At 42.1% G+C, this 24,504-nt stretch carries 23 protein-coding genes and 1 pseudogene; 15 read left to right on the top strand and 9 right to left on the bottom strand.

Annotation, left to right across the window (positions count from 1 at the left end; genetic code table 11):
• Positions 1-34 precede the first annotated feature (34 nt).
• Positions 35-967, top strand: a complete 933-nt coding sequence (locus JCM16456_RS08260) for an FAD:protein FMN transferase (RefSeq protein ID WP_068713764.1) — start codon at positions 35-37, stop codon at positions 965-967.
• A 117-nt stretch (positions 968-1,084) separates the two neighbouring features.
• Here JCM16456_RS08260 and JCM16456_RS08255 read toward each other — a convergent pair whose 3' ends face one another.
• From JCM16456_RS08255 to JCM16456_RS08235, 5 genes are all read right to left on the bottom strand, one after another.
• Positions 1,085-2,116: a methionine synthase gene (locus JCM16456_RS08255; protein WP_068713763.1), complete on the bottom strand. Its 1,032-nt coding sequence runs from the start codon at positions 2,114-2,116 to the stop codon at positions 1,085-1,087.
• 31 nt (positions 2,117-2,147) lie between these two features.
• Positions 2,148-3,116, bottom strand: a complete 969-nt coding sequence (locus JCM16456_RS08250) for a DUF1852 domain-containing protein (protein ID WP_068713762.1) — start codon at positions 3,114-3,116, stop codon at positions 2,148-2,150.
• A gap of 185 nt (positions 3,117-3,301) precedes the next feature.
• Complete coding sequence (locus tag JCM16456_RS08245; protein WP_068713761.1) at positions 3,302-4,093, bottom strand: CLCA_X family protein; 792 nt, start codon at positions 4,091-4,093, stop codon at positions 3,302-3,304.
• A gap of 347 nt (positions 4,094-4,440) precedes the next feature.
• A complete protein-coding gene (locus tag JCM16456_RS08240) occupies positions 4,441-5,112 on the bottom strand; it encodes an outer membrane protein (RefSeq protein WP_082712256.1) in 672 nt (223 codons plus the stop codon).
• Between the two features lie 345 nt (positions 5,113-5,457).
• Positions 5,458-6,330: a dimethylarginine dimethylaminohydrolase family protein gene (locus JCM16456_RS08235; protein WP_068713759.1), complete on the bottom strand. Its 873-nt coding sequence runs from the start codon at positions 6,328-6,330 to the stop codon at positions 5,458-5,460.
• Between the two features lie 301 nt (positions 6,331-6,631).
• Here JCM16456_RS08235 and JCM16456_RS08230 point away from each other — a divergent pair, with 301 nt between their 5' ends.
• The 7 genes from JCM16456_RS08230 to JCM16456_RS23640 all read left to right on the top strand — a co-directional run bounded on the left by JCM16456_RS08230 (position 6,632) and on the right by JCM16456_RS23640 (position 14,274).
• The gene (locus JCM16456_RS08230) at positions 6,632-7,033 is read left to right on the top strand and encodes a Rid family hydrolase (protein WP_068713758.1); all 402 of its coding nucleotides are present in this window, start codon (positions 6,632-6,634) and stop codon (positions 7,031-7,033) included.
• 42 nt (positions 7,034-7,075) lie between these two features.
• Positions 7,076-7,381 carry a (2Fe-2S)-binding protein gene (locus JCM16456_RS08225; protein ID WP_068713757.1) on the top strand — a complete coding sequence of 102 codons (306 nt, stop codon included), beginning with the start codon at positions 7,076-7,078 and terminating at the stop codon, positions 7,379-7,381.
• Positions 7,374-8,768 carry an FAD/NAD(P)-dependent oxidoreductase gene (locus tag JCM16456_RS08220; RefSeq protein ID WP_082712255.1) on the top strand — a complete coding sequence of 465 codons (1,395 nt, stop codon included), beginning with the start codon at positions 7,374-7,376 and terminating at the stop codon, positions 8,766-8,768. Before JCM16456_RS08225 ends, JCM16456_RS08220 begins: the two co-directional genes overlap by 8 nt.
• A 114-nt stretch (positions 8,769-8,882) precedes the next feature.
• Positions 8,883-10,013: an NAD(P)/FAD-dependent oxidoreductase gene (locus JCM16456_RS08215; RefSeq protein ID WP_068713756.1), complete on the top strand. Its 1,131-nt coding sequence runs from the start codon at positions 8,883-8,885 to the stop codon at positions 10,011-10,013.
• Between the two features lie 1,657 nt (positions 10,014-11,670).
• On the top strand, positions 11,671-12,348 hold the full coding sequence (locus JCM16456_RS23280; protein ID WP_162266532.1) for a cold-shock protein: 678 nt from the start codon (positions 11,671-11,673) through the stop codon (positions 12,346-12,348).
• Between the two features lie 323 nt (positions 12,349-12,671).
• A complete protein-coding gene (locus tag JCM16456_RS08205; protein ID WP_068713755.1) occupies positions 12,672-13,793 on the top strand; it encodes an ISAs1 family transposase in 1,122 nt (373 codons plus the stop codon).
• 358 nt (positions 13,794-14,151) lie between these two features.
• Positions 14,152-14,274, top strand: coding sequence for a YHYH domain-containing protein (locus JCM16456_RS23640; protein WP_156430482.1), 123 nt, complete (start codon positions 14,152-14,154; stop codon positions 14,272-14,274).
• Positions 14,275-14,380: 106 nt separating this feature from the next.
• Here JCM16456_RS23640 and JCM16456_RS08200 read toward each other — a convergent pair whose 3' ends face one another.
• Positions 14,381-15,211, bottom strand: coding sequence for a CPBP family intramembrane glutamic endopeptidase (locus JCM16456_RS08200; RefSeq protein ID WP_068713754.1), 831 nt, complete (start codon positions 15,209-15,211; stop codon positions 14,381-14,383).
• Positions 15,212-16,345: 1,134 nt separating this feature from the next.
• Between JCM16456_RS08200 and JCM16456_RS08195 the strand changes: the two genes are divergently transcribed.
• Positions 16,346-17,317, top strand: coding sequence for a DUF3137 domain-containing protein (locus JCM16456_RS08195; protein WP_162266531.1), 972 nt, complete (start codon positions 16,346-16,348; stop codon positions 17,315-17,317).
• A gap of 9 nt (positions 17,318-17,326) precedes the next feature.
• Positions 17,327-17,893 carry a LemA family protein gene (locus JCM16456_RS08190; protein WP_068713752.1) on the top strand — a complete coding sequence of 189 codons (567 nt, stop codon included), beginning with the start codon at positions 17,327-17,329 and terminating at the stop codon, positions 17,891-17,893.
• 207 nt (positions 17,894-18,100) lie between these two features.
• Here JCM16456_RS08190 and nadS read toward each other — a convergent pair whose 3' ends face one another.
• Both nadS and JCM16456_RS08185 read right to left on the bottom strand, forming a co-directional pair.
• The gene (gene nadS, locus JCM16456_RS24170) at positions 18,101-18,265 is read right to left on the bottom strand and encodes a NadS family protein (RefSeq protein ID WP_231894395.1); all 165 of its coding nucleotides are present in this window, start codon (positions 18,263-18,265) and stop codon (positions 18,101-18,103) included.
• A gap of 250 nt (positions 18,266-18,515) precedes the next feature.
• Entirely contained in the window at positions 18,516-19,346 is an 831-nt protein-coding gene (locus tag JCM16456_RS08185) for a CPBP family intramembrane glutamic endopeptidase (RefSeq protein WP_068713751.1), read from the bottom strand.
• Between the two features lie 570 nt (positions 19,347-19,916).
• Between JCM16456_RS08185 and JCM16456_RS08180 the strand changes: the two genes are divergently transcribed.
• Positions 19,917-20,258, top strand: coding sequence for a hypothetical protein (locus tag JCM16456_RS08180; RefSeq protein ID WP_068713750.1), 342 nt, complete (start codon positions 19,917-19,919; stop codon positions 20,256-20,258).
• 413 nt (positions 20,259-20,671) lie between these two features.
• Positions 20,672-21,340 (top strand): hypothetical protein, encoded by a 669-nt coding sequence (locus JCM16456_RS08175; RefSeq protein WP_068713749.1) that lies wholly within the window; start codon positions 20,672-20,674, stop codon positions 21,338-21,340.
• A gap of 575 nt (positions 21,341-21,915) precedes the next feature.
• Here JCM16456_RS08175 and JCM16456_RS24450 read toward each other — a convergent pair.
• Entirely contained in the window at positions 21,916-22,125 is a 210-nt protein-coding gene (locus tag JCM16456_RS24450; protein ID WP_408068367.1) for a HoxN/HupN/NixA family nickel/cobalt transporter, read from the bottom strand.
• A 512-nt stretch (positions 22,126-22,637) separates the two neighbouring features.
• Between JCM16456_RS24450 and JCM16456_RS08170 the strand changes: the two genes are divergently transcribed.
• The 3 genes and pseudogenes from JCM16456_RS08170 to JCM16456_RS08160 all read left to right on the top strand — a co-directional run bounded on the left by JCM16456_RS08170 (position 22,638) and on the right by JCM16456_RS08160 (position 24,486).
• Entirely contained in the window at positions 22,638-23,201 is a 564-nt protein-coding gene (locus tag JCM16456_RS08170; protein WP_068713748.1) for a DJ-1/PfpI family protein, read from the top strand.
• Positions 23,202-23,535: 334 nt separating this feature from the next.
• A complete protein-coding gene (locus tag JCM16456_RS08165) occupies positions 23,536-24,000 on the top strand; it encodes an acyltransferase (RefSeq protein WP_068715979.1) in 465 nt (154 codons plus the stop codon).
• Between the two features lie 143 nt (positions 24,001-24,143).
• Positions 24,144-24,486: pseudogene (locus JCM16456_RS08160) on the top strand (hypothetical protein).
• Positions 24,487-24,504: the final 18 nt, after the last annotated feature.

The following is a 24,504-nucleotide window of genomic DNA, read 5'->3' as shown; positions in this document are numbered from 1 at the left end:
AACCGCGCGCATGCTGAAAAGTAAGAGAGATGACATGACCGAAGCACACCAACTCATCGAACTGATGGGCACCAAAATTCGCCTTTATTTTAAAGGCGAACATGCAGAGCAATGTCTCGAGCAAGCTTGTGCCATGTTACGGCGTTATGAGCAAGTGTTTAGCGCAAATAGCGATGCATCACAGCTTGCCGATGTGAAAATAAATGCGGCTAATCATCCTGTTGTGGTTGATGCTGATTTATACGAATTGATCAAAATCGGCCATCAACATAGTGTCGATCCAAAGAGTTTTTTGAATATTGCTATCGGGCCGTTGGTTAAACTGTGGCGGGTGGGATTTAAAGAGGCGCGAGTGCCCACTCAAGCGGAAATCGATACGGTGTTAGAGCGCTTAAATCCTGCTGACATGATTTTAAACGATGAAGAACGTTCGATATTCTTTACCAAGCCGGGACTAGAAATCGATTTAGGCGCAATCGCCAAAGGCTATTTTAGCGACAAAGTCATGGCGTTTTTTAAGCAAAAGTTGCCCATTTCTGCAATGGTGGATATCGGCGGTAACCTGCTGGTCTATGGCGAATCCCCTAAGCAAAGTTTGGATTGGGATGTGGGTATTCAAAATCCTTTTTTACCAAGAGGGCATTGTGTGGCCTCGGTAAAAATAGCCAATCAATCGGTAGTGACCTCGGGTATTTACGAACGCACCTTTGAGCATAATGGGCAGCAATATCACCACATTTTTGATAGTCAAACTGGCTATCCGGTACAAAACAGTGTCGCTTCGCTGACGATTATTGCGGATAGCTCTTTAGACTGCGATCTTTACACCACTAAGCTATTTGGTTTAGAGCCACGCGCCATTTTGCACGCGGTGACGCAAATTGAAGGAATGGACGCCATTGTTATCACCACCGATGGGCAATTGGCGATGACGGCGGGTCTGCGTCATAAGGTAGTGATGGCGTAGGTCTAGAACGCATTTAGCTAAGTTTGTTGAGTAAAAAAAGGTTACCGAATTTCTCCGGTAACCTTTTTTAATTGAGTCTGTTTTTCTGCCAAATAGAATGGCAGAAAATAGGCGCGTTTATTTGGCTAGAAACTCATTACGTACCAGCTCAGCACCTGCACTCAGTGCGTGCAGTTTGGCGCGAGCCACTTCACGTGAAAGCGGCGCCATACCACAGTTGGTGCATGGGTAAAGTTTGTCGGCATCGACGTATTTCAACGCTTCGCGCAGAGTTGCAGCTACTTCTTCAGGCGTTTCGATGTCGTTGGTTGCCACATCAATTGCGCCGACCATCACTTTCTTACCGCGCACCAATTCCAGCAGTTCCATTGGTACTTTTGAGTTGTGACACTCAAGAGAGATGATGTCGATGTTCGATTCGCGTAGTTTCGGGAACGCTTCTTCGTACTGACGCCATTCGCTGCCTAATGTCTTTTTCCAATCGGTGTTGGCTTTGATGCCATAGCCGTAACAGATGTGAATTGCGGTTTCGCACTTCAACCCTTCAATCGCTGTTTCAAGTGCAGCAATACCCCAATCGTTTACTTCATCAAAGAACACGTTAAAGGCGGGTTCATCAAATTGGATGATGTCGACGCCAGCGGCTTCTAGCTCTTTTGCTTCTTGGTTCAGGATTTTAGCAAACTCAAGCGCCAGTTCTTTACGGCTTTTGTAGTGCGCATCGTAAAGGGTATCAACCATGGTCATCGGCCCAGGAAGCGCCCATTTGATTGGCTTGTCGGTTTGCGAACGTAAGAATTTGGCATCTTCAACAAACACTGGTTTTTGACGTGATACTGGGCCAACCACGCTTGGTACGCTCGCATCGTAGCGGTCACGGATTTTTACCGTTTGGCGGTTTTCAAAATCGACGCCATTTAAGTGTTCGATAAAGGTAGTTACAAAGTGCTGACGCGTTTGCTCGCCATCACTTACGATGTCGGTGCCTGCTAAAAGTTGCTCTTGCAATGCGACTCGTAGAGCATCGTGTTTGCCATCAATCAGCTCTTGTCCTTCCAATTTCCATGGAGACCAAAGCACTTCTGGTTGAGCAAGCCACGTTGGTTTTGGCAGGCTACCTGCAGTCGAAGTTGGGAATAGTTTTGTCATGTTCGTTACCGTTAAATTGTCTCGTTTAGGATTAAGCGTACTGAGCTGACCATTGCTCTAGAATGGTTTGGTAAGGTTTAATGAAGACTTCTTCAGCGTATTTCCCTTGTTTAATCGCAAGTTGAGTACGTTCTTCACGGTCGTAAACAATGTCTGTTAAAGAGTGTTCACTATTTCTCAAGTTTGGTTGATACTGCTTGCCTGCAACTTCATGAGCGAAATAGATCTCAGGACGATAGATTTTTTGGAATGTTTCCATGGTGCTAATTGTGCTGATCAATTCCAAGTTAGTGTAATCGTTTAGCAAGTCACCAAAGAAGTAGAAAGCAAACGGCGCTACGCTGTTTTTCGGTTGGAAATAGCGCACTTGTAAGCCCATTTTTTTGAAGTATTGTTCTGTTAGTGACGATTCATTTGGCTCGTATTCAAAACCAAGAATAGGGTGCTCGTTCTCTGTTCTGCTATACACTTTGCTGTCGGAAACACTCAAACAAATAACAGGTTTTTTCGCAAAGTTTTGTGCATAGGTTTCTGAATTAACGAAATATTTAAAGATGTTGCCGTGCAAGTCTCCAAAATCCGTTGGTACAGAAAAACCAGGCTTATCTTTATTGTGATCCAGCAGGCGCACACTAAAATCGTAATCACGAACGTAGGAGGAGAAGTTGTTACCTACAATGCCCTCAATGCGTTGATGGGTTTTGTTATCAACAATGTAAGTTTTCAATACTTCAATCGAAGGGATGGTCTTTCCATCCAGTTCAATGTCAGCAGAGATGATTTCCAGTTCCACCGAGTAACGATCGCCGGTTGGGTTATCCCAAGAAGCTAGCTCGTTAAAGCGCGTATCAATCATGTTCAAGGCATTGCGCAGGTTTTGTTGACGATGTTCGCCACGAGCCAAGTTTGCAAAGTTCGTTGTGATACGAGTGTTGTCTGATGGGTGGTAGTTTTCATCAAGACAAGTGCTTTTAATAGTAAATGTAAAATTCTGAGTCATAGCCTGAGTCCATTTTGCCTAGATGAATTTGTCATCATCTGTGTTTAAATTCGATGATGAATTTATAACTGGCGTGCTACAGAATTAACAATGGTATTACTTAATGTGAAACATGAGAAAGATTCATGATGGTGATAGTGAACAGTTAAAGCATTACATGTGTTAGGGGTAATTTGGCTGTTTTACTAACGACTTAACGCTTCACCTAAAGGGCGAAAATAGTCTTGTAGCGCTTGATGGATAAGGGTTCGGTGGTGTAAGTCGGGATAAACAGGAAGCATCTCGCCTTTGGTGGTTCCTGCGACAAGATAGGGATTTTCAATACCCGAACAAGATTCCACGACGGCTTCAAAGGCGCGTGCCATCATCTCTGTGGGTGTAGAAAAGTATTGAATACCAGCGGCTTTATCCGCTTTGACACTGCGGGCGACATAGTCGTGCACTTCTTGTCCATCACTGCTTAGTAAGGCAACATCAAAAATTTTAAACAGCTTTTCGTTAAGCGGGTGCACAAAAGGCTTGGCATTGTGCAGCCAACAATCACTGGCAAACAGAATCTGCCGCTGCGGACCGGAACGGTCGCCAATATCAAACGCCTTTTCCGCGATGTGATGATCAAACGCGTGCCAAAATTCATGGGCGAGGGCACCGGCTCCGGCATTCTTTGCTAACGCTAGCTCCCGCAAATTCGGCGCATAGTGGGCTTGTACACCTTTACGTCCACCAGTACCAAAGGCGAGATTTAAATTGCCCCGCAAACCTATCGCAGATGGGGGAATAGCAAGCAGATAAGCAAGATCGGCCAATGAATCAAATATCAGATTCGCAGCAAGATCTTTCTCTTCACTGTTCACCCATTTCCCCACGCGGATGCTACCGATACCAAAGGTGTCACGAATATCGATAAACGACATCTGCTCACCAAAGCGATAGTCGGGGCCTTTGCGGGTTTTGTGTTTAAAGCTGGATAACTGCAAAGCATTCCTTAGCGTATGATGAAACCTTAGCGCGAGCAGATAAACTGCCGCTCGGTACATGTGAATGAGCCACTATTTTAGGCGATGATGACCAACGAATCGAGCCGTAATTGTACAGCACTATTGCACTGAGCGAGATCGTCGCCAGTAAGTGATTTGAAGATCGGACAATACACTGAGTGAAAGTCATTACCAGAACGACTTTCAAATCAAACGGTGAAAGACTACGTCAATAATTTTGGTGGAGATTTGCAGACCCCAAGAGAGGAAGAGCCCATGAGTCTGAAAATATAGATAGTTATTAAATTAATAACTATCTATATTTGAGGATAATTATAATCTCGAAATTAGAAAGCATATATAATACCGATTTTTATTTCATGGATATCGTAATCCGCCTTAACATCGACATCATTCCCTACATCAAATTTTGGATTTTCTGTTGTCAAATATCGATAGCCTGCAGTTAATAGCAGGTCATCATACAGTTGGTAATTCACACCTAGACCGAATTGATAGGCAAAAGCGGTATCCGAATCACTTTTACCGTCTGTTACTCCAGAAATGTCAACTTGAGTTGAACTAATATGGTGGCGTGAAATCCCCAAACCTAAAGAAACATAAGGAGTAAAATGGTTGATAGTTAAAATGTCATAGTATCCATTCAGCATCAGTATATAGGTAGCAATATCACCTGAAGAAGAGCCAGAACCAATGCCTGAATAACTAGCACGACTGATATCATTCTTTCTATACGACAGTTCACTTTCTGCTCGAAATAACCTATTGATTTTATAACCCATAGATGCAGAAAAATTCGCTGAATTATCTAAGTCAAATGTTCCTCGGTTACCAACATTATTATAAAAATCAGCATTTAAGGGAATTGTAATACCAAGTCCACCAGACACATACCAGTCATTGTTTCCTAGGATGCTCTCATGATCCACATTAATTGCGGCCAAAATGGGAGTTGATAATAATGCTAACGAGGACACACACAATATTTTCTTTAACATAAAGTATGACCTTTTTACACGATATATTTGTTAATAGTAGAGCAATTGCTTTTGTGTCGTGTAACTTTAAGGCACCTTACGCGTGATGCTCGTAGCAATTTCATCTGAAATAATCAAGTAAGTTTTGAGTAGGGACGTTATGGTATATTCGCTCCTTCCATCTATGCACTAATGGTTTATTCCCCACATCGATATCATTTCTTTGATGGGTAAAGATGAATAAAAATTCCTATATAAGTAGTCGCTTGAGGAACTTGTTTATGATTTTGAGAATCCCCCTTCTCAGGGGGAAATAGTAAAGCACGTAGAGTCGCTTTGCTGTTTCTGTTTTAGTCGGGGAGTCGATTAACTGCGCACGAGTGGGTTGGTTAAGCAGGTTGGACCGCCTTCACATGCCATACAAAGGGCATCTCCGGCAAAGGTGGTTACCGTAACTCCATGCGCTTCCACCACCGCTTTAGTTTTAGGAAAACCTTCAATCATGATGCAGTGATCGGGTGAGGTAGGAAGCACATTCAGGTTAAGACCAAAAGAATCAGCAAATTCATCTTCTGGTGCGATAACCAGTTCAATATTAAGCTCTTGAAGTATACGCCACAGACGTGCTGGTATCAGAGGAGGATGAACAAGATATTTAGTCTCGGTTAAAGGAGAGATTACCGACATTAAATGCAAACAGGCATCTTCGCCTGTCCAATAAGGCATATCAAATCCTAACGCTTGAATGCCATGGGAATTTAATAGAGCATTCAGCTGTTTTACCCCTTCTTCATTCGAACGAAAACCCATACCTACAAGCAGTGTCGTTTCGTTTAACCAAATCAGGTCACCACCTTCAATACGCGCTACACCAGTGAGTTCACCTAACATCGGAATGCCCGCGGTTTCGTAAAAGTCTTTGTGCATTTGAGGTTCTGGAGCACGCAGTTTTTTACCCATACGTAGTGCAATAGCTCCTGCCTTGGTGACCAGCGACGAATCACGGGTAAACATGGCATCGGCAAGTCCATCATCGTTATCGTCTAACCACAAAATCTCACAGCCAGTCGCTTCAATTAACTTGGCAAACTCATTAAATTGCACAATGGCTTTTTTAGCATCGAAATAGTCGTTGTAGTGCCAAGTCGTTTTGTCTGCAGCTAACAGGCTTTTGCCCGGGCGTCGCATTAATACTCGGGTCATTGGCTCAGCCATCAATTGGCATCCATATTCACTCATGATTCCTTCCTTAGTCTCTTTGATGTAACTCATTGAATTTACTCTATGCTGTTAAGTTTGGATATGCAAATTGATTAGTTTCGTTTGAGGAAATATCGCTTCTTTGCTCAGCTGGTTACATAACCTCAACAGCTAATTTTGAATTCGTCACAAGCCTTAGATGTCGCAAAAATACAATACACGCATAACCCGGCTCCCTAGTATCGATGTTAATAAGAACGTGTTTGACATGAGTGCGCTGATGTTTTTCGCGTTGGTGGAATCATCATGGATGAGCTGTACACAAATAAGGGAAGAGATTATGCAACGTATTAACTATTCATCTGGTGCGCCGTTAGAAGAGATCGCTGGTTATTCGCGTATGGTCAAAGTGGGTAATCAAATCCACATTGGTGGCACAACCGCCGTGTTGCCAGATGGCTCTGTATCCGGTTCTACCGCGTTTGAACAAGCGCAATTTATCTTCGAAAAATTCATTGGGCTACTAGCACGCGCTGGATCCGAAGCAAAAGATGTCTACAAAATAAAGGCTTACATTACTGATATGGCTTTGGGCAAAGACGTTGCGCAAGCTTACAGTGCGGTTTTTAAAGACGTTCGCCCACTGTTTACCATGGTCGAAACTCCCAAACTTAATCGCCCTAGTCAATTGGTTGAAATTGAACTTGAAGCGATGATCGGCTGCGAACTTTGTAGCGAATAGTCCAAGAAATAAGGATTCTTCTGGAGCGTTGAGGAGTTGAGTATGCTGAAAAGAATTCATAAAAATCGACCTGAAGCGGAGCTGGTGACGATTACCTTTGAAGGTCAAGCGCTGCAAGTCCCGGCAGGTGAAACCGTTTTAGCCTCAGTGATGGCGGCTGGGATGGGATATAACCGAACTTCGCCTATCAGCGGCGCGCATCGTGCGGGTTACTGCCAGATGGGCGTCTGCTTTGAATGCCTGATGGAAATCGACGGCGTTCCTAATCAGCAAGCGTGTAACACCTTAGTTCACGATGGCATGGTGGTGAACCGTCAGATCGGGAAAAAGGTGGCCGCTAATGGATAAAATGTACGACCTTATCGTCATCGGTGCAGGCCCCGGCGGGCTGGCTGCGGCAGTCACTGCGTCTAACTTAGGGCTCGATACACTGGTGGTGGATGAACAGCCAGAGCCGGGCGGTCAGATTTATCGTTCGATGGAACGTAGCCGAGCAGAAAATATCGATACATTAGGCAAAGACTATTTTGCTGGAAAGCCGCTGGTGGAGATGTTTCGCGCTTCCAATGCGACCTATATGCCAAGCACGACAGTGCTTAATATTGCCAATCAGTTTGAGCTTGATTTGCTGTGTAAAGGGATTACTCATAGAGTTTGTAGTAAGCGCATGATAGTCAGCATTGGCGCGGTTGAACGCCCTGTGCCGATGAAAAACTGGACGCTACCCGGCGTAATGGGCGCGGCGGCGGCCGACATTCTATTTAAATCAGCGGATATGGTTCCCGAAGGTCCCGTGGTGATTGCAGGTAGCGGTCCGCTACTGCTGCTTGCGGCTTGCCATCTTGTTGATAATGGCGCGCACATTGCTGCCATGGTCGAAACGGCAAGTTTTAAAGATTACCTGAAAGCAGCGCCTTTTCTTCATCAAGCCTGGCCGCGAGTTAATTACCTTATCAAAGGCTTACAGATGCGACTAAAGCTCAAACGTGCAGGCGTTCCGCTTTATATAGGTTGTCGCGACCTTGAGGTCATAGGCGATCAGCAGGCGGAAGGCTTTCGTTTTTGCTGTCGCGGTAAAACTCATGAAATTGTGGCTCAATCTGTGCTGCTTCATGAAGGCGTTGTGCCTAATTTACGTTTGAGCCAAGCTCTTAATTGCGAACATGAATGGTATGAGCCGCAGCGTTACTGGAAACCAAAACTGGATGAATGGGGTCAAACCAGTGTCGATGGAGTATCGATTGCTGGTGATGCATCGGGTATTGGCGGCGGTCCTATCGCTGCATCGAGAGGGCATTTAGCGGCGATTAATACCGCATACCAACTTGGTAAAATCACCGCTCAAGAACGCGAGAGCCTAGCGGTTGAACATCGTAAACAGCTCAAACGGGATCGCTCGATTCGCCCATTTTTAGACCACGTTTTCCCGCCTAATCGCCAGACACTGAATCCCGTGGATGATGACGTCTTAGTCTGCCGTTGTGAAGAGATCACTGCCGGACAAATCCGTGAGGCAATTGCCCAAGGAGCTCGTCATCCAGCGCAAATCAAAGGCAAAACTCGCTCAGGAATGGGCCCATGCCAAGGCCGAATGTGTGGCGCTACGCTCACAGAAATGATTGCGGCAAGTTGCAACATCGATATCAAAGAGGTCGGAACGCTACACGTTCGTACGCCAATCAAACCATTGAGTATTGAACAGTACGCTACCATGCAATTTAGCGAGAAAAATTAATCGGTTAGTTGTATCAGCATGGTATTGCTGAAGGCTGAATTGCCAAGGACGAAATCGCAATAGGGAATGGTAGGAGCTAGGCATGGTTTTCGCCGCATTGCAGAGAGAACGACAATGAAAAAAAACGCAGATGTCATCATTATTGGCGCAGGAATTATCGGCTGTGCAACCGCCTATTATCTGGCGAAAAAAGGTCGCTCAGTCATTGTGTTAGAACAGGGAAAAGTGATTGGTTACGGTGGTTCGGGTCGCAATGGTGGTGGCGTTCGCCAGTCGGGGCGCGATAAACGCGAATTGGCACTGGCTATGTACGGCGTGAAACATCTCTGGCCGCATCTCTCTGAAGAACTCGGAACCGACGTCGAGTATTACCAACAAGGGAATTTGCGTTTAGGCAAAACCGACGATCATATCAATATCTTAAAAGGGTTAACCGCCACGGCGGTCGGGCAGGGACTTGATGTGACCATGGTGAGCGGCGCTGACGTACGTGAAATTTGTCCGCATCTGTCCAATGAAGTGATTGGCGCAAGTTGGTGCCCTTCCGATGGTCACGCCAACCCGCTCAAAACCACACTCGCTTTTCATAACGCGGCGCGCCAACGTGGCGTTCAGTTTTACACTGAACAAAGCGTGTTAAAGCTGGTGATGGTTGGCGGCAAAGTACGAAAAGTCGTGACGCAAAGCGGTGAATTTGAAGCCGACCGAATTGTCGTCGCCGCTGGATTAGCAAGTCGCCCTATTATTCAAACCGTTGGCATTGATGTGCCGATCTCTGCTGTTGCACTGGATACGTTGATCACCGACGCACAGCCACCAATGTTCTACCAAATGCTCGGCACAGCAATGGCCGATTTCTACGGGCATCAAACCACTCACGGATCGTTTATCTTTGGCGGCGGCTCCCCCTTGGATGCCAGCTTAGTAAATGAAGCCTCTGATCACACGCCGATTGAAGCCACCTCAGCAACGTGTCGCGGCATCCTCGGTTATCTTCCCGCCTTAAAACACGCCAAGGTCGTGCGCAGTTGGGTAGGGATTATCGACTATTCCAAAGACAAAGTGCCTGTGATCAGCAAAGTCGATGATTTACCGGGCTTAATTCTCGGCTGCGGTTTTTCTGGTCACGGCTTTGGTATATCCCCTTCCGTCGGCACTGTATTAGCCGAACTCGCCAACGACGAAACCCCGTCGATCGATATTAGCGAACTGGGCTATGAACGCTTTGCCGAGTTAGCGGTGTAAGCGAAACGATTCATCTTATATCTCTCCCTCGTTAATGAACATATGACGGTGCTTTTTTTAACTTTGGCGATGATTACTTAATCGCCAAAGTTAATATCAGTTCGATTTTTAAGGCGACTGTCCTTTTTAGCTTCACTTTTAGAGTGACTGTCCTTTTTAGCTGCCGACTGTCCTTTTTGGCTCAGCAGTTCTCTTTTAACTAAATGCGAGGCCAATTGTAGCCTTCGAGGCATACCCCAAGTGCAAAACCGATCCTCCCCCCTGCAATGAAATCCTGTTTGACGAGGCAGCCAAACCAGGGGGGAGTTAGAGGGGGGAAGCCAAAGAATATGCGCTGAAGGTTATGTTATACACCGCACTATCTTTTGTTATTTAAGGCTTATGTTATTGATATTTATAAAGTAGTTAAGTCATTTTAGAGTGACTGTCCTTTTTAGCTCAGCAATTCTCTTGTAACTAAATGCGCAGCCAATTGTAGCCTCCGAGGCATACCCCAAGTGCAAAACCGGTCCTCCCCCCTGGAATGAAATCCCGTTTGACGAGGCAGCCAAACCAGGGGGGAGTTAGAGGGGGGAAGCCAAAGAAATTGCGCTGAAGGTTATGTTATACACCGCACTATCTTTCGTTACTCAGGCTTATATTATTGATATTTATAAAGTAGTTAAGTCATTTTAGAGTGACTGTCCTTTTTAGCTCACTTTTTGGCTGAGCAGTTCTCTTTTAACTAAATGCGAGGCCAATTGTAGCCTACGGAACATACACCAAGTGCAAAACCGATCCTCCCCCCTGCAATGAAATCCTGTTTGACGAGGCAGCCAAACCAGGGGGGAGTTAGAGGAGGGAAGCCAAAGAAATTGCGCTGAAGGTTATGTTATACACCGCACTATCTTTTGTTATTTAAGACTTATGTTATTGATATTTATAAAATAGTTAAGTCATTTTAGAGTGGCTGTCCTTTTTGGCTGAGCAGTTCTCTTTTAACTAAATGCGAGGCCAATTGTAGCCTCCGGAACATACACTAAGTGCAAAACCGGTCCTCCCCCCTGCAATGAAATCCCGTTTGACGAGGCAGCCAAACCAGGGGGGAGTTAGAGGGGGGAAGCCAAGAAATTGCGCTGAAGGTTATGTTATACACCGCACTATTTTTCGTTACTCAATAGTTATGTTATTGATATTGATAAAGTAGTTAAGTCATTTTAGAGTGACTGTCCTTTTTAGCTCACTTTTTGGCTGAGTAGTTCTCTTTTAACTAAATGCGCAGCCAATTTTAGCTTCCGGAACATACACCAAGTGCAAAACCGGTCCTCCCCCCTGCAATGAAATCCCGTTTGACGAGGCAGCCAAACCAGGGGGGAGTTAGAGGGGGGAAGCCAAAGAATTTGCCCTGAAGGTTATGTTATACACCGCACTATTTTTCGTTACTCAGGCTTATATTATTGATATTTATAAAGTAATTGAGATAAGTGTGAAATTGCTACTTTGACATTTATGATGTGTGTCCTGCTTAATTTCTGTTTAAATAAATGTGCGGCTAATTTAGCCAACTGAACATACCTTAAGTACAGAACTCATCCTATTAATTGAAATTATGAATGTATTGAGTGTCAATATTTGATATAACTACATGATTTTCTGCAAGTAATGGTTGAGGTTTTTTGTGAAAGGACGACTAGTTTCCTATGTCACCAGTAAAAAATATGGTTTCGTTAACGGCGAGGATGGTGAAAGTTACTTTTTGCATGCTTCTGGCTTAGTTAATAAAAGTGACGAATCAAAGCTTGTTAAAGGTATTATGGTTGAATTTGAGCCTTGTCCCACCCCGAAGGGATTATCTGCTAAAAAGGTGTCGATTTCTTCAGTATTTTTTGCATCCAAGCCAGTTGACTTCTTTATCACAAAAGCAAGTAAACCTAAATATGGGGATGTTGTTTATCAAGCTACCATCGCAACTCGATTTTTTGAAGATTTGGAAGATGCCAAAAAGCACTTGAGAGGATTGGCTGACAAGGTCGGAGCGAATGCCATATTAAGTCTGAAATATGAAAAAGAGACCTTTCGCTCAGGAAATTATCGTTATTCTGTCCACTCATATACCGCAGAACTGGCATTGGTCACTGAGAAGTTACCTTTAGAATCGGAAAGCGAAGCAATAGCTTCATTAGAGGATATCCGAGTTCGAAGAGATAATTTTGCGGCGTTATACAATCAGGAAGTCAAAATTGAAAGTGAAGCACGAGCTCGGCAACTTAATAATGGATGCGCATTATTCGCTTTTTCTGTAATTGCAATCCCTACATTTTTGTTTTCGGTCTATCAACTTTCGGGTTATGTATAAATATTAAGGCTTGTGAATCACAGATTCATTTAAGCTATGACATCAATATTTAATCCTTAACTGCGATTTATAAAATGATTTTAAAGAGCAGTAAAAGAGTCAGTAGATAAAAGACAACTAACTCTTAGGTAAACTTGATGCAATTTTTTGCATTTTGGCGTTAATCGAAGAATGACTATGAATGAACTGTAAAATTGCTAGGACATGCGCTGCCAACCCAGGGTAAGATCGCGAACGTTTTTTGAACGATTGAAATGATCGAGTTGACGATCATATTTACCTGTGATCATATACGCTCTTTTAAAATTAGAGCGCTTCCCATCATGCACATTGACGAGTTTAAAGAGTATTTCCACGCAGTCACAGATGAACGCCAATCTGCCAAGGTAACTTATTGTTTATTTGAGGTATTGTTTGGCTCTTTATGTGCCGTTATCGCTGGAGCAAAAGGGTGGTTTGATATTCGAGAATACATTCTTGGTCATCATGATTGGTTTAAGCGTAATGGTATGTTTATTAATGATATTCCTGTCGATGATACGATAGCCCGCATCCTATCGAGAATTGACCCAGACTCGTTTCACACCTGCTTTATTAACTGGATGTCAGCGGTGTATTCATTAACGGATGGTCAAATCGTTGCTATTGATGGCAAGACGCTTCGAGGTTCGTACAACAGAGATGACCGTGCTAGCACTATCCACATGATTAGTGCGTATGCCTCTTCAAACAAGTTAGTCCTTGGACAACTTAAAACAGAACAGAAAAGCAATGAAATCACAGCGATACCTGAGCTTATAAAACTGCTCGATATTAAAGGTGCTTTGGTCACTATCGATGCAATGGCATGTCAAACCGAGATAGCGAAAACAATCGTCGGACAAGGGGCAGATTACTTACTTGCGGTCAAAAATAACCAAGGTAAATTACGTAAAGCCATTGAAGCCGTTTTTGCCACTCAACGTGCAACAACGCCAGAGCGCATAAAGGTTGAACAAGGTCACGGTCGTATAGAAGTTCGTCAAGCATACGTATTAAATAGTGAAGCTCTCGATGGCAATTTCTCACGTTGGAAGGGACTAAAATCTATTGTGATGGTAGAAAATTTCCGTTATCCAAAAGGCAAAACAGCAGAGCTTGAATATCGTTACTACATTAGTTCAAAGCAGCTAAGTGCAGAGCAAGCAGCAAATGCAGTGAGAGAGCATTGGGGCATAGAGTCAATGCATTGGGTTTTAGATGTCACCATGGCCGAGGATGCTTGTCAGGTTTACAAGGACCACGGAGCAGAGAATCTCTCTTGCTTACGTCATATTAGTCTAAATATGTTGCGCTCTGAGCCAACCAAACTGAGCATTGTGGGAAAACAAAAACGCTGCATGATGAATACATCGATGTTGGAAGCTGTCCTTAATGCTGGTTTAAACTCAGTGAGCAAAAATTAAACACTCATGCGGTCGCCCTGGCTGCCAACCTTAGTCAACTGAACATCCAATAAGCACAAATTCCGTTCTCCCCCTGCAATAAAATCCCGTTTGACGATGTAGCCAAATCAGGGGGGAAGCTAAAGAATCAGCGCGCTGTTATGTACCTATCGAGTTTTACGTTAAATGTATAATCATTAGTAATGATTGTATTGGTTTCATATTAATAGTGATTATACGCACAATGCTGACAATAAAGTTATTAAGAAGTTGGCTCATACATTCCAAGTGCCGCTATAGCTAATATGCAACTGGATTTTTATTTTCGAAAACAGTTGTGAATAACGCTTACAAACAACTAATTGGTAAAAGGATCTCTATGAAAAAGTCACTTGGTTTACTCTTTATCGCTTTAATCATGTCTTCGCCAGCAATCGCTCATTCTGGTGGCACTGACAAGAATGGATGTCATGCTGGCTCTAAACCTTATCATTGTCATTAAACTGCAATTCGACAGGGCTAGCAGATAACGCTAGCCCTAGTGCTCTGTGACCCAAACGACAACGCAATTATTCAGTGATACACAAATTCTTCTCATAAACGGCGCATTAACCGATCGCAATCGGGTAGGTGAAAAACACCAAGTGCAGAAAGTTAAAAGCAAAGTGTGCCAGTGTTGCTGCCCATAAGCGTTGTGACCAATAGAAAATCAATCCATAACCGAGGCCAGCTAAGGCTGCAAATACCACAAATAGTGGTCCTCCGGCAAAGTGGACAAGTCCAAACAGAATGCTAGCGATACCAATGCCTGCGACTAACCCCAATTTGCGACAAAGTTGTTGTTGCAGGTAGCCGCGGAACAATGCTTCTTCAGCCACGCACGTAAACAGCAAGTTATTGATTGCAAAGAGCCACCACCATGTTGGCAATGAGAATTCATATTTAAGTGCACCTAACCATACCGCAATCGGCAGTAAACAGAAGAGAGAAATGACAGTGAGCGCGATAGCTCTGAGGTTAGGTATTCCGTGTTGACCAAGAATTTTGGGATAAGCCAATAGCAAGATAAACAGTGCCAAAGGTTTATCGAGGTTTAAATACATGGTGAAAGGTTGGCTGTGAGGCCCTGTTACCACCTTATCGAGCACAAGCAGGTTATGAAATCCGGGTACGTGATGGGTAAATAAGGCGAGACAACAAACAATCACCAATATAGCGCTGGGCACTGCATAGCGCGGCGCGAGGTGACCCAGTTTCCATGCGCCTAACAGTATGACGCCAACCCCCAATCCCGTTGATAGCGTAAGGCGCTCAAAGAGCACTGCCAAAACCAACGCAACACCCAGTAACCCGAAGGCGACGCCATTTTTACGAACAAAAACAGAAACGATCGCCAAGGCGAGGGCAATCCAAATTGAAGCTGAATAATCTAAAGGCATAATCGAATTTGCTGGTGAACTATCTCATGTGCTTAATCTATAACCCTTTTTCAACCAGAAATAAATCGCTGATTGGTAAGAAAAGCCAGCAAGGTTGGATTTGAAGAGGGAAATCTTGCTTCGAGTTTATAAATTAGTGTCTGTTGTCTTTGACCTTTGATTGAGGTGTCTGTCCTGCATATCGTTTTTAACTGTTGGTTACTCAAGATTTATGTCATTGATATTTATAAAGTAGTTAAGTTTTTTTAGAGTGACTGTCCTTTTTAGCTCAGCAGTTCTCTTTTAACTAAATGCGAGGGCAATTTTAGCCTCCGGAACATACCCCAAATGCAAAACCGGTCCTCCCCCCTGCAATGAAATCCCGTTTGACGAGGCAGCCAAACCAGGGGGGAGTTAGAGGGGGGAAGCTAAAGAATATGCGCTGAAGGTTATGTTATACACCGCACTATTTTTCGTTACTTAATGCTTATGTTATTGATATTTATAAAGTAGTTAAGTCATTTTAGAGTGGCTGTCCTTTTTAGCTCAGCAGTTCTCTTGTAACTAAATGCGCAGCCAATTGTAGCCTTCGAGGCATACCCCAAGTGCAAAACCGATCCTCCCCCTGCAATGGAATTCCGTTTGACGAGGCAGCCAAACCAGGGGGAGTTAGAGGGGGGAAGCCAAAGAATTTACGCTGAAGGTTATGTTATACACCGCACTATTTTTCGCTGATCAATACTTATTCTATTGATATTTATAAAGTAATTGAAATAAGTGTGAAATTGTCACTTTGGCATTTAAGATGTGTGTCCTGCTTAATTTCTTACCGCACTATCTTTTGTTGATTAATGCTTATCTTATTGATATTTAAAAAGTAATTGAGAGCGGTGCGAAGTTGTCACATTGGCACTTATGATGTGTATCCTGGTAATTTTAGGAAAAAGTTAGAAAAATTGAATGAAAGAAAATGTATAGCAAGCTATGAAAACGCCAACTTGCTCCAGAAAACTCAGTCATAGTTTGAGTAGATGTAATCGCGACTTTTCTTTATTTTATCGACCTATTACTATGCCGCAAAGATGCAAGATAGGTTTTAACTAAAGTGTGAACTGTATGACTCATAACGAGAAACTAACTCAATTGATTAAAGTTATGACTGAACGAGAGAAAAACATTACCAGTCATGATGATATACTTTCTTTAGTGCAACTAGCCAAAGATTTCGACGGTGAGTTGTATTATGATCATCGTGCTATGCGTCGGCTAATGGCACTTGGTTTTTTTGGTGGTTTGATATTTTTGGCATTGCAGTATTTTGAGATTATTTTTGTTTTTCCAGCTGATCGCTACCTTATTTATGCCATCTTTTTAGCGCTGTTCATTATTCCGTTGATAGTTATAGCTTTACGTGCAGCACCCATGAATGAGCTGAGCAAGAAACTGTTTCAACGGGATTTCTTGCTTGATAATCTTATAGAAGAAATTAATTCTAAATGTTCGTTATCTAACGAGCTGATTTCTCAATTTCGTGAATTTCGCAGAGGTATTAGTACCGATAAGCGTGGAATAGCTAAACTGTACCATTCTATGGAAGGTAACAGCCATAGTTTTCACTATTATAAATTTTATTATACCGTCAAAGAAAAGCGCAATCGCACGAATGCAGATGGAGAAAGAGTCACGGAGACTGTTGAGTGCCACCATTACCGATACGGACTGGTGTTTGATTGTGAGTATGGCGCAGGTCTTGCGGTGATGACTGATGGTAGCGTAGGTAACCCAGTTACCTACAGCCCATCATACACCGAATTTAGTGAGCGTTTTCACATTGGTGCTAATTCAGATCATGAGGCTGCGAAGTTATTAAAACCAGCGGTGATGGAATTATTAATGAGATATAGCCGACGTTATACCGGTTTAAACATTGAAATTTCAAATAATGGCTTAATGTGTATTAGTTTTAAAAAGGATGTACTTAACACAGAAGAAACTCAGTATGGGTTGTCGAAACCGAATGAGTTTTACGAGGAATTATCCGGAAAAACCTCTCTATATGAGTTATATCCGTTGCTCGATTTGCACGATGATTTAATTCGACATTGGGATAATAATTTCACAAAATAAGGAAGCAATATGTTGATCATTTTGGCCATTATCATTGTTTTTGTGGTGTTTGTAGTCGGTGTTCACAATGACATTGTTGGTAGGTATAACCGTGCGAAACAAGCTTGGTCTGATATCATTGCACAAGAACGTCAAAAAGATAATATTTTACCGCGCTTAACTGAGTTGTGTGAGGAGTATAAACAGTTTGAATCTTCACTTCAGAAGAATATCACCCAGTTACGTACTGCACTTACCAATATCAGTGGTAAAGACGAAGAGTTTAATACAGACCTATTGAAACAGGTACGAAGTGCAACACACTCATTGACAGGTGGCTTAACCGCGACCTTTGAAGCTTATCCAGAATTAAAAGCTACCGATATTTATAGCTCTCTGATGCAGGAAATCAGTGAGCAAGAAGAAAATGTTGGGGCAGCAATTCGAATTTACAACTCAAATGTTCAGCATTTTAATACCGGTATTCAGGTTTTCCCCAATAATCTGGTTAATGCTATCCTAACGAGAAAAAAATATATTAAAGAGTTTTTTGATAGTAAGGCCGCAAGTGCTTTTGAATATAAGCCTAACTTTTAATTCTTGTGTTTAGATATCCCAACAGCGAAAACTATCTTTGAGCTTTAATACTCAAGTAACCTAAAGATGCTGTTTCAGAGAGAACGTATTCGCTCATAGTTTTTAAGTGTGTGTACTGTTCGCGCATTATAAAAAGGAGCACTGCATCAATTAAATGCAGCGCTCCTTTCGGGTCCGAACAATCAGTTATTTTTCACATGGCTACGACTAGTGTGCAGCCAGAGATGAATAGATTTGAGGGTTATCTTTTATTGTCGCTAGCACTTTAGCTGCAAGTCCTGCTGGATTACGGCGCTTGCTTTCCCAGCTTTTTATAGTATCGACACTCACACCCATTGTTGCTGCGAATTCAGCTTGCGTGACTTTGAGCAAATCCTCACGAATTGCTTTGACATCAGCGACGTTGTAACGGGTAACGCGAGCCGGCTTTTTCTACCTTGTCTAATATCTACAGCTTCTTCAAGGGAGGCTTGAAGTTCGTTAAAAATGCTCATTTTCCCTCTCCTTTGATTAATAGAACAAGTTGCTTTAGTTTGGCTTTTTCTTCGTTAATTAAACTGAGCAATAAATGCGGTGGTGTACAATGTACACGTTGTAAAGTTTGTACGTAATTCTAGAAGTGCTAACCGATCGCAATCGGGTAGGTGAAAAACACCAAGTGCAGAAAGTTAAAAGCAAAGTGTGCCAGAGTTGCTGCCCATAAGCGTTGTGACCAATAGAAAATCAAGCCATAGCCGAGGCCGGCTAAGGCTGCGAATATCACAAATAGTGGTCCTCCGGCAAAGTGGGCAAGTCCAAACAGAATACTAGCGATACCAATGCCTGCGACTAACCCCAATTTGCTGCAAAGTTGCTGTTGCAGGTAGCCGCGGAACAACGCTTCTTCAGCCACGCACGTAAACAGTAAGTTATTGATGGCAAAGAGCCACCACCATGTTGGCAATGAGAATTCATATTTAAGCGCGCCTAACCATACCGCAATCGGCAGTAAACAGAAGAGCAAAAGGGCAGTGAGCGCGATAGCTCTGAGGTTAGGCGCTGCGCGTTGACCAAGAATTTGGGGATAAGCCAATAGCAAAATAAACAGTGCCAAAGGTTTATCGAGGTTTAAATACATGGTGAAAGGTCGGCTTTGTGGCCCTGTTATCACCTTATCGAGCACAAGCAGGTTATGAAATCCGGGAACATGATGGGGAAATAAGGCGAGACAGCAAACAATCACCAATATAGCGCTGGGCACCGCATAGCGCGGCGCGAGGTGACCCAGTTTCCATGCACCTAACAGTATGACGCCAACCCCCAATCCCGTTGATAGCGTAAGGCGCTCAAAGAGCACAGCCAAAACCAACACAACACCCAGTAAACCCAAGGCGACGCCATTTTTACGAACAAAAACCGAAATGATCGCCAAGGCGAGGGCAATCCAAATTGAAGCTGAAAAATCTAAAGGCATAATCGAACTTGCTGGTGAACTAACTCATGTGCTTAATCTATAACCCTTTTCCAACCAGAAATAAATCGCTGATTGGTAAGAAAAGCCAGCACGGTTGGATTTGAAGAGAGAAATCTTAGATCGAATTTATAAATTGGCGTCTGTTGTCTTTGACCGTTGATTGAGGTGTCTGTCCTGCTAATCGACCTTACTGTCACTAGAACCTTATGGTTGGATGAACAAGCAGGGGATCTTGCTGATTTACTCTCAGTGTTTACAACCCAAGCGCAAAACCCGTTCTCCCCCCTGCAATAAAATCCCGTTAGACGATGTAGCCAAACCAGGGGGGAGTTAGAGGGGGAAGCTAGAGAATTTGCGCTGTAGGTAAGATATTTTGGGGCTTTCGAAGAGTCTTATTATGTTGGTGTGTTTTCTGCTTGCCTTGTATTTAACTGATTGAATTTAAATTATGTAATTGACGCTTGCTATGCAACTCGTTTACTTTTAATAACCCTGAAGAATATTAATACTAATTCCTCATCTGGTAATTGAAATATAAAAATTAGTTAAATAGGTTTTGTTAAGGTTGTTATGAAAATTTATTCAAAATTGGTTAAGTTTGTTCTATTGCTATCACTATGTTCTGCATCATTTTCATCGTCGGCGATAGGCGTGACATTCGGGCAGTGGGTGGATCTCTCCAAGGGTGATCCCGATTCTGGCAGGCTATTTTTCTGGGGCGTTGAAGCGGGGTTGTCCTCGGCAGCCATTGAGTCATACTGCCATGATCAATATAACCAACTGAACTTGGGGCAAAAGTTTGATGAAATGTACGATTGGGTACGTCAGCCGGCGCAACAAAAGTTCAAAGATTTCCCTGCGGGCATACTGATGGTGAAATTCATTCAGGCTAAATATCCGCCTTGTAGATAAATACGCTACACCACCTGCTATCAGGTGGTGTATTTTTGTATTTAGCGTTGCTATTTTTAACACTAATACCGGAACTGTGCCTAATCCTGTTTGATGATGTAGCCAAACTAGAGGGGAGTTAGTCTGGTTGAAGACTAGCCGGAAAGGATGCGCGAATTAAGATTGCCAAGCAAATGGACTATCCGTACCACTGCTAACAAACACAATAAAGAAAACACATATCTTTAAATTAGTCATAAACAACCTTTTAAACGTGTTTTCTGCTTAATTTGAGATGTTCGATCGCACAGAATTACACATTTCAAGTTAGCGATATCGTTAATGAATACCTTGTTAGTATAGGATTGCCCTACGGAAAGTTATGATTATCAAAATGCGAGACTTGACCCTCGTTATCAGTGGATTGATATTAAATGAAAAAACATATTTTATTTATAATGGTTTTTATAAGTTGTTATTCAAATGCTATTTCTCTAAATCTGGAATCAGAAAAGAAAACGTATTCATACAATGAAGTGGTAAAGATTAACCTATTGATAGATAATGACGGAGGAAAAATACCAGATGGTGTTATAGTTAGGTTCCTATCGACTAATAGTGGATTTGATTATATAGATACCTATAAGCCATATGCTTTTGAAATTAATTCAAATAAATTATTGATTGGAACTACAAAATTCTACGCAATAGCATTTATAAACGGAAAAAGTTACAAATCAAATATTATTGATATTGATCACACTCATGTTAAATCTAAACTGATGAGTGTACGTATTAATTTTGATACTATGGGGATATATTCTTCTATAGAAAATGGTCAAACGTCTAAGGATTTTCCTAACATACTTTTGAAATATTCAGATGGATATAAAGGCTACATGAGACCAAAATGTTTAGAATTATTACCAACATCAATAACAAAGGGAAAAAATGCAAATGAAATAGTATTATTAGAAGATTCAGTCAGTGGATGCAAAATTTCAGCAATATCAAGAGGTGTAGTAAATATTAAAGCTAGAGTTGAAAATTATACAGTTACTATGAAGGTTGTAGTGGATGGCAATGTGAGTGAATTTAATTAGTTTACGGTTAAATATTTGGAAAGAGAATTAATGTTATCCAATTGGAGAGTGTTCATTATTTATCCCCTAAATCATCTAGGTAAATTAATCCAAACTTTATTAATTATTGATAAAAGGCCAATTATTTTTACAACAATCAGTCAACTGAATTTTTTGAATTAGAAATGCTATAAATCTTGTTTGAAGGATTGTTGGTGTTTCTAATTTTAAATATCACCTTAGACTATATGATACAACTTTATTGCCATCCATTACTTAGGCATAATTTATTTATTTTTCTTTTTTAATACCTTTATTTTAATTATATTTGGCTTGTTTTTCTTTCTCGTGATAATTGTATTAAAAATCTCGATTAATCGTTTTAATATCAATAATGGCGTTCCGATATATCTCCGGTTAGCATTTTACACGTTACAATAAAAGTACATGGTGATAGTCCTTTAGAGTCGATTCAAGAGATTACAGACCAAGTTCAATAGCTTGTTCTTGCATATTAAAATAACGTTTAACACCATCAATTTGGCCCGAATTTAACTTCTTATTTCCATCAGTAAATTTCAACGGAAAGTGCTTATTCACCCCACCAACCTATGATACCCGCGCAATCGATAGTTCAACAGCGACACTACCCAACAGGCGATCATAATGCCTACAATCCAGAAGCCGATATCGCCGAGTTGGTCGTTGGCGCTCATTACCCAATCGCTGAAAGTGGAGTGCCAGTGGCCTTTTTCGGTAAGTAATCCTAGCGTTTCAAAGCCGCCGATCACAAAGGAAACAATCAATGGCGACGCGGTAATGGTGAGGTTGTAATAGAGCTTACGAAACGGTTGTTCGAATGCTCAGCTGTATGCTTTCACTATGATGACGAGCCTAGTCCTGACTTTTGATTACACACTCTGCCTTGCTGATTTCCTCTCGGTGTTTATACCCCAAGCGCAAACCCCGTTCTCCCCCCTGCAATAAAATCCCGTTTGACGATGTCGCCAAACCAGGGGGGAGTTAGAGGGGGGAAGCCAAAGAATTTGCGCTGAAGGTAAGTTATTTAGGTGCTTTTTGTCAGTCTGAAGAGTCTTATCACTTTGAAATCAGATTGATAGATGATGAACATACATTATTTATGATATGAGTTGTATATGGTGTTGGAAAGGCGGACTATTTCCCAACGATTAAGCAATACAACATCATCAGACCTCAACTAAGCCAGACGTATCGATGCCTTAGCCGCTGTAACAGGATTTGAGCAAGTAGATAACGCCAATGACGTGTGTTTATTTCAAGATTAAAGGATATATCTATGAAAGTTGCCTTTATCATTTTTAATCAAATGACAGCATTAGATCTTATCGGTGCTTATGATGCGATCACTCGTTTAAAATCTATGAATATTTTGCCTGATTTAGAATGGGATATGTGCTCGTATACACAAGACATTGCTGATGATAAGGGGCTCGCTTTTATTCCCACCAAGGTTGGTATGTCATTGGCAGGGTACGATTTGATTTACGTCCCTGGTGGATTTGGAACTCGCACTCTTCAATACGATAGTGGATTTATTGAATGGTTAAGAACAAGTCAGTCTGCAAAGTTAAAGGTTTCGGTTTGTACTGGTGCTCTTTTATTAGGAGCTGCTGGCTTTCTTTTTGATAAGTGCGCAACCACGCACCCTAACGCATTCGAAGAGTTAGCACCGTACTGCAAAACTGTACATGATAGCCGCATAGTGGATGAAGGTGATGTAGTGACCGGAAGGGGAGTGTCGTCTTCTATTGATTTGGGATTATTTCTGGTTGAGCGATTAGCCGGAAAGGATGCGCGAATTAAGATTGCCAAGCAAATGGACTATCCGTACCACTGCTAATAAAAACGACAAAGAAAAGACACATCTTTACATTAGTCATAAACAACCTTTTAAACGTGTTTTTTCTGCTTACTTTGAAATCTTTGCTAGCACGGAATTGCCCCATTCCTTCTCAGCTCGAAAGTTTACTCATAATCTGTGATTGTACGTTTGCCTTACCTGTAGTTATCTGAGGGAGTGTCGACGTAAGCTTTTTAGAACTTCTGCGTCATTTTGAAATTTAACATCCATAATTTCTTATTAACCTATTGATTATTAATTGAACTTTGATTGGAAAGGTTACATGATAGGAGTGTGAAAAGTGAACAAAAGTCTTATAGCGTTCGGAGGTAGAATGCCAAGTCCAAAAGTTTTAGAAGTTCAAGTTAAAGATATTATCTGTGGCGAGAATGTAACGGTTATCAAGCCTTCTAATGTTTATGGTTGCGAGCTGAAGAATGACGTGTTTATTGGCCCTTTTGTTGAAATCCAGAAGAACTCCGTAATTGGCGCTCGGACAAAAATACAGTCACATACTTTTATTTGTGAGTATGTCACCATTGGCGACGATTGCTTCATCGGTCATGGGGTTATGTTTGCAAACGATCTTTTCAAGAATGGCAAACCAGACCCAAATCCAGATAATTGGGAGCGTACAGTGATAGCTAACAACGTTACAATTGGCTCTAATGCGACAGTGTTGCCAGTTAGCATATGCGAAGGCGTAGTTATTGGTGCGGGTAGTGTTGTGACTAAGGACATTACCAAGAAAGGGATCTATGCAGGAAATCCGGCTAGAAAGTTAAGAGACTTGCCGTAAGTACAGACATACAAGCAAATGAATGGACGCTTAATGCTTGGGTGTGTGTGGTTTAAAGGTTTTTTGTTGTTGCGGCATTGGTGTTAGCGCCACTGTTTGCGGCGTTAGTACCAAAATTAAATTAGGTTTCGGAGTATTTGAAAGTGTTTTTTTCTAGTTCATCCCAACCCTTAGTTAACGGCGTTCACTTGTGCGAAGAGTTAACTAGATTTCTATCTGAAAGCAAAAGTGACTTTGAACAGAAACTTATCCCGGATCTATCTCATATAGATCATATGGCTCACAATGTTAATGGTATAGAAGTCGAAAACATTTCTTTTGTGGGCTGTAATCAATATCAACTCGATTATTCATACGATTGGGAAGTCTATCGTGGTTGCTCTGATATGAATGAATGAAAGCGTATTGTTTGTCCTTAATGATGACGGCCTCATCGAAATTGATTTCCCAGAATATGAAGAGCGTGATACTCGCGAGGAATTTTAGTACATACAAACGAGTATG

Origin of the sequence: Vibrio tritonius (assembly GCF_001547935.1) — a bacterium.
Classification (GTDB): Bacteria; Pseudomonadota; Gammaproteobacteria; order Enterobacterales; family Vibrionaceae; genus Vibrio; species Vibrio tritonius.
The sequence above is the reverse complement of the archived record's forward strand: the minus strand, read 5'-3'. Positions and strand labels throughout refer to the sequence as shown.

Excerpts from the sequence above, each read along its gene's own strand:
- JCM16456_RS08260 (WP_068713764.1), top strand. The coding sequence starts at position 35 with ATGACCGAAGCACACCAACTCATCGAACTGATGGGCACCAAAATTCGC.
- JCM16456_RS08255 (WP_068713763.1), bottom strand. The coding sequence starts at position 2,116 with ATGACAAAACTATTCCCAACTTCGACTGCAGGTAGCCTGCCAAAACCA.
- JCM16456_RS08250 (WP_068713762.1), bottom strand. The coding sequence starts at position 3,116 with ATGACTCAGAATTTTACATTTACTATTAAAAGCACTTGTCTTGATGAA.
- JCM16456_RS08240 (WP_082712256.1), bottom strand. The coding sequence starts at position 5,112 with ATGTTAAAGAAAATATTGTGTGTGTCCTCGTTAGCATTATTATCAACT.
- JCM16456_RS08235 (WP_068713759.1), bottom strand. The coding sequence starts at position 6,330 with ATGAGTGAATATGGATGCCAATTGATGGCTGAGCCAATGACCCGAGTA.
- JCM16456_RS08230 (WP_068713758.1), top strand. The coding sequence starts at position 6,632 with ATGCAACGTATTAACTATTCATCTGGTGCGCCGTTAGAAGAGATCGCT.
- JCM16456_RS08225 (WP_068713757.1), top strand. The coding sequence starts at position 7,076 with ATGCTGAAAAGAATTCATAAAAATCGACCTGAAGCGGAGCTGGTGACG.
- JCM16456_RS08220 (WP_082712255.1), top strand. The coding sequence starts at position 7,374 with ATGGATAAAATGTACGACCTTATCGTCATCGGTGCAGGCCCCGGCGGG.
- JCM16456_RS08215 (WP_068713756.1), top strand. The coding sequence starts at position 8,883 with ATGAAAAAAAACGCAGATGTCATCATTATTGGCGCAGGAATTATCGGC.
- JCM16456_RS08205 (WP_068713755.1), top strand. The coding sequence starts at position 12,672 with ATGCACATTGACGAGTTTAAAGAGTATTTCCACGCAGTCACAGATGAA.
- JCM16456_RS23640 (WP_156430482.1), top strand. The coding sequence starts at position 14,152 with ATGAAAAAGTCACTTGGTTTACTCTTTATCGCTTTAATCATGTCTTCG.
- JCM16456_RS08200 (WP_068713754.1), bottom strand. The coding sequence starts at position 15,211 with ATGCCTTTAGATTATTCAGCTTCAATTTGGATTGCCCTCGCCTTGGCG.
- JCM16456_RS08195 (WP_162266531.1), top strand. The coding sequence starts at position 16,346 with ATGACTGAACGAGAGAAAAACATTACCAGTCATGATGATATACTTTCT.
- JCM16456_RS08190 (WP_068713752.1), top strand. The coding sequence starts at position 17,327 with ATGTTGATCATTTTGGCCATTATCATTGTTTTTGTGGTGTTTGTAGTC.
- JCM16456_RS08185 (WP_068713751.1), bottom strand. The coding sequence starts at position 19,346 with ATGCCTTTAGATTTTTCAGCTTCAATTTGGATTGCCCTCGCCTTGGCG.
- JCM16456_RS08180 (WP_068713750.1), top strand. The coding sequence starts at position 19,917 with ATGAAAATTTATTCAAAATTGGTTAAGTTTGTTCTATTGCTATCACTA.
- JCM16456_RS08175 (WP_068713749.1), top strand. The coding sequence starts at position 20,672 with ATGAAAAAACATATTTTATTTATAATGGTTTTTATAAGTTGTTATTCA.
- JCM16456_RS08170 (WP_068713748.1), top strand. The coding sequence starts at position 22,638 with ATGAAAGTTGCCTTTATCATTTTTAATCAAATGACAGCATTAGATCTT.
- JCM16456_RS08165 (WP_068715979.1), top strand. The coding sequence starts at position 23,536 with ATGCCAAGTCCAAAAGTTTTAGAAGTTCAAGTTAAAGATATTATCTGT.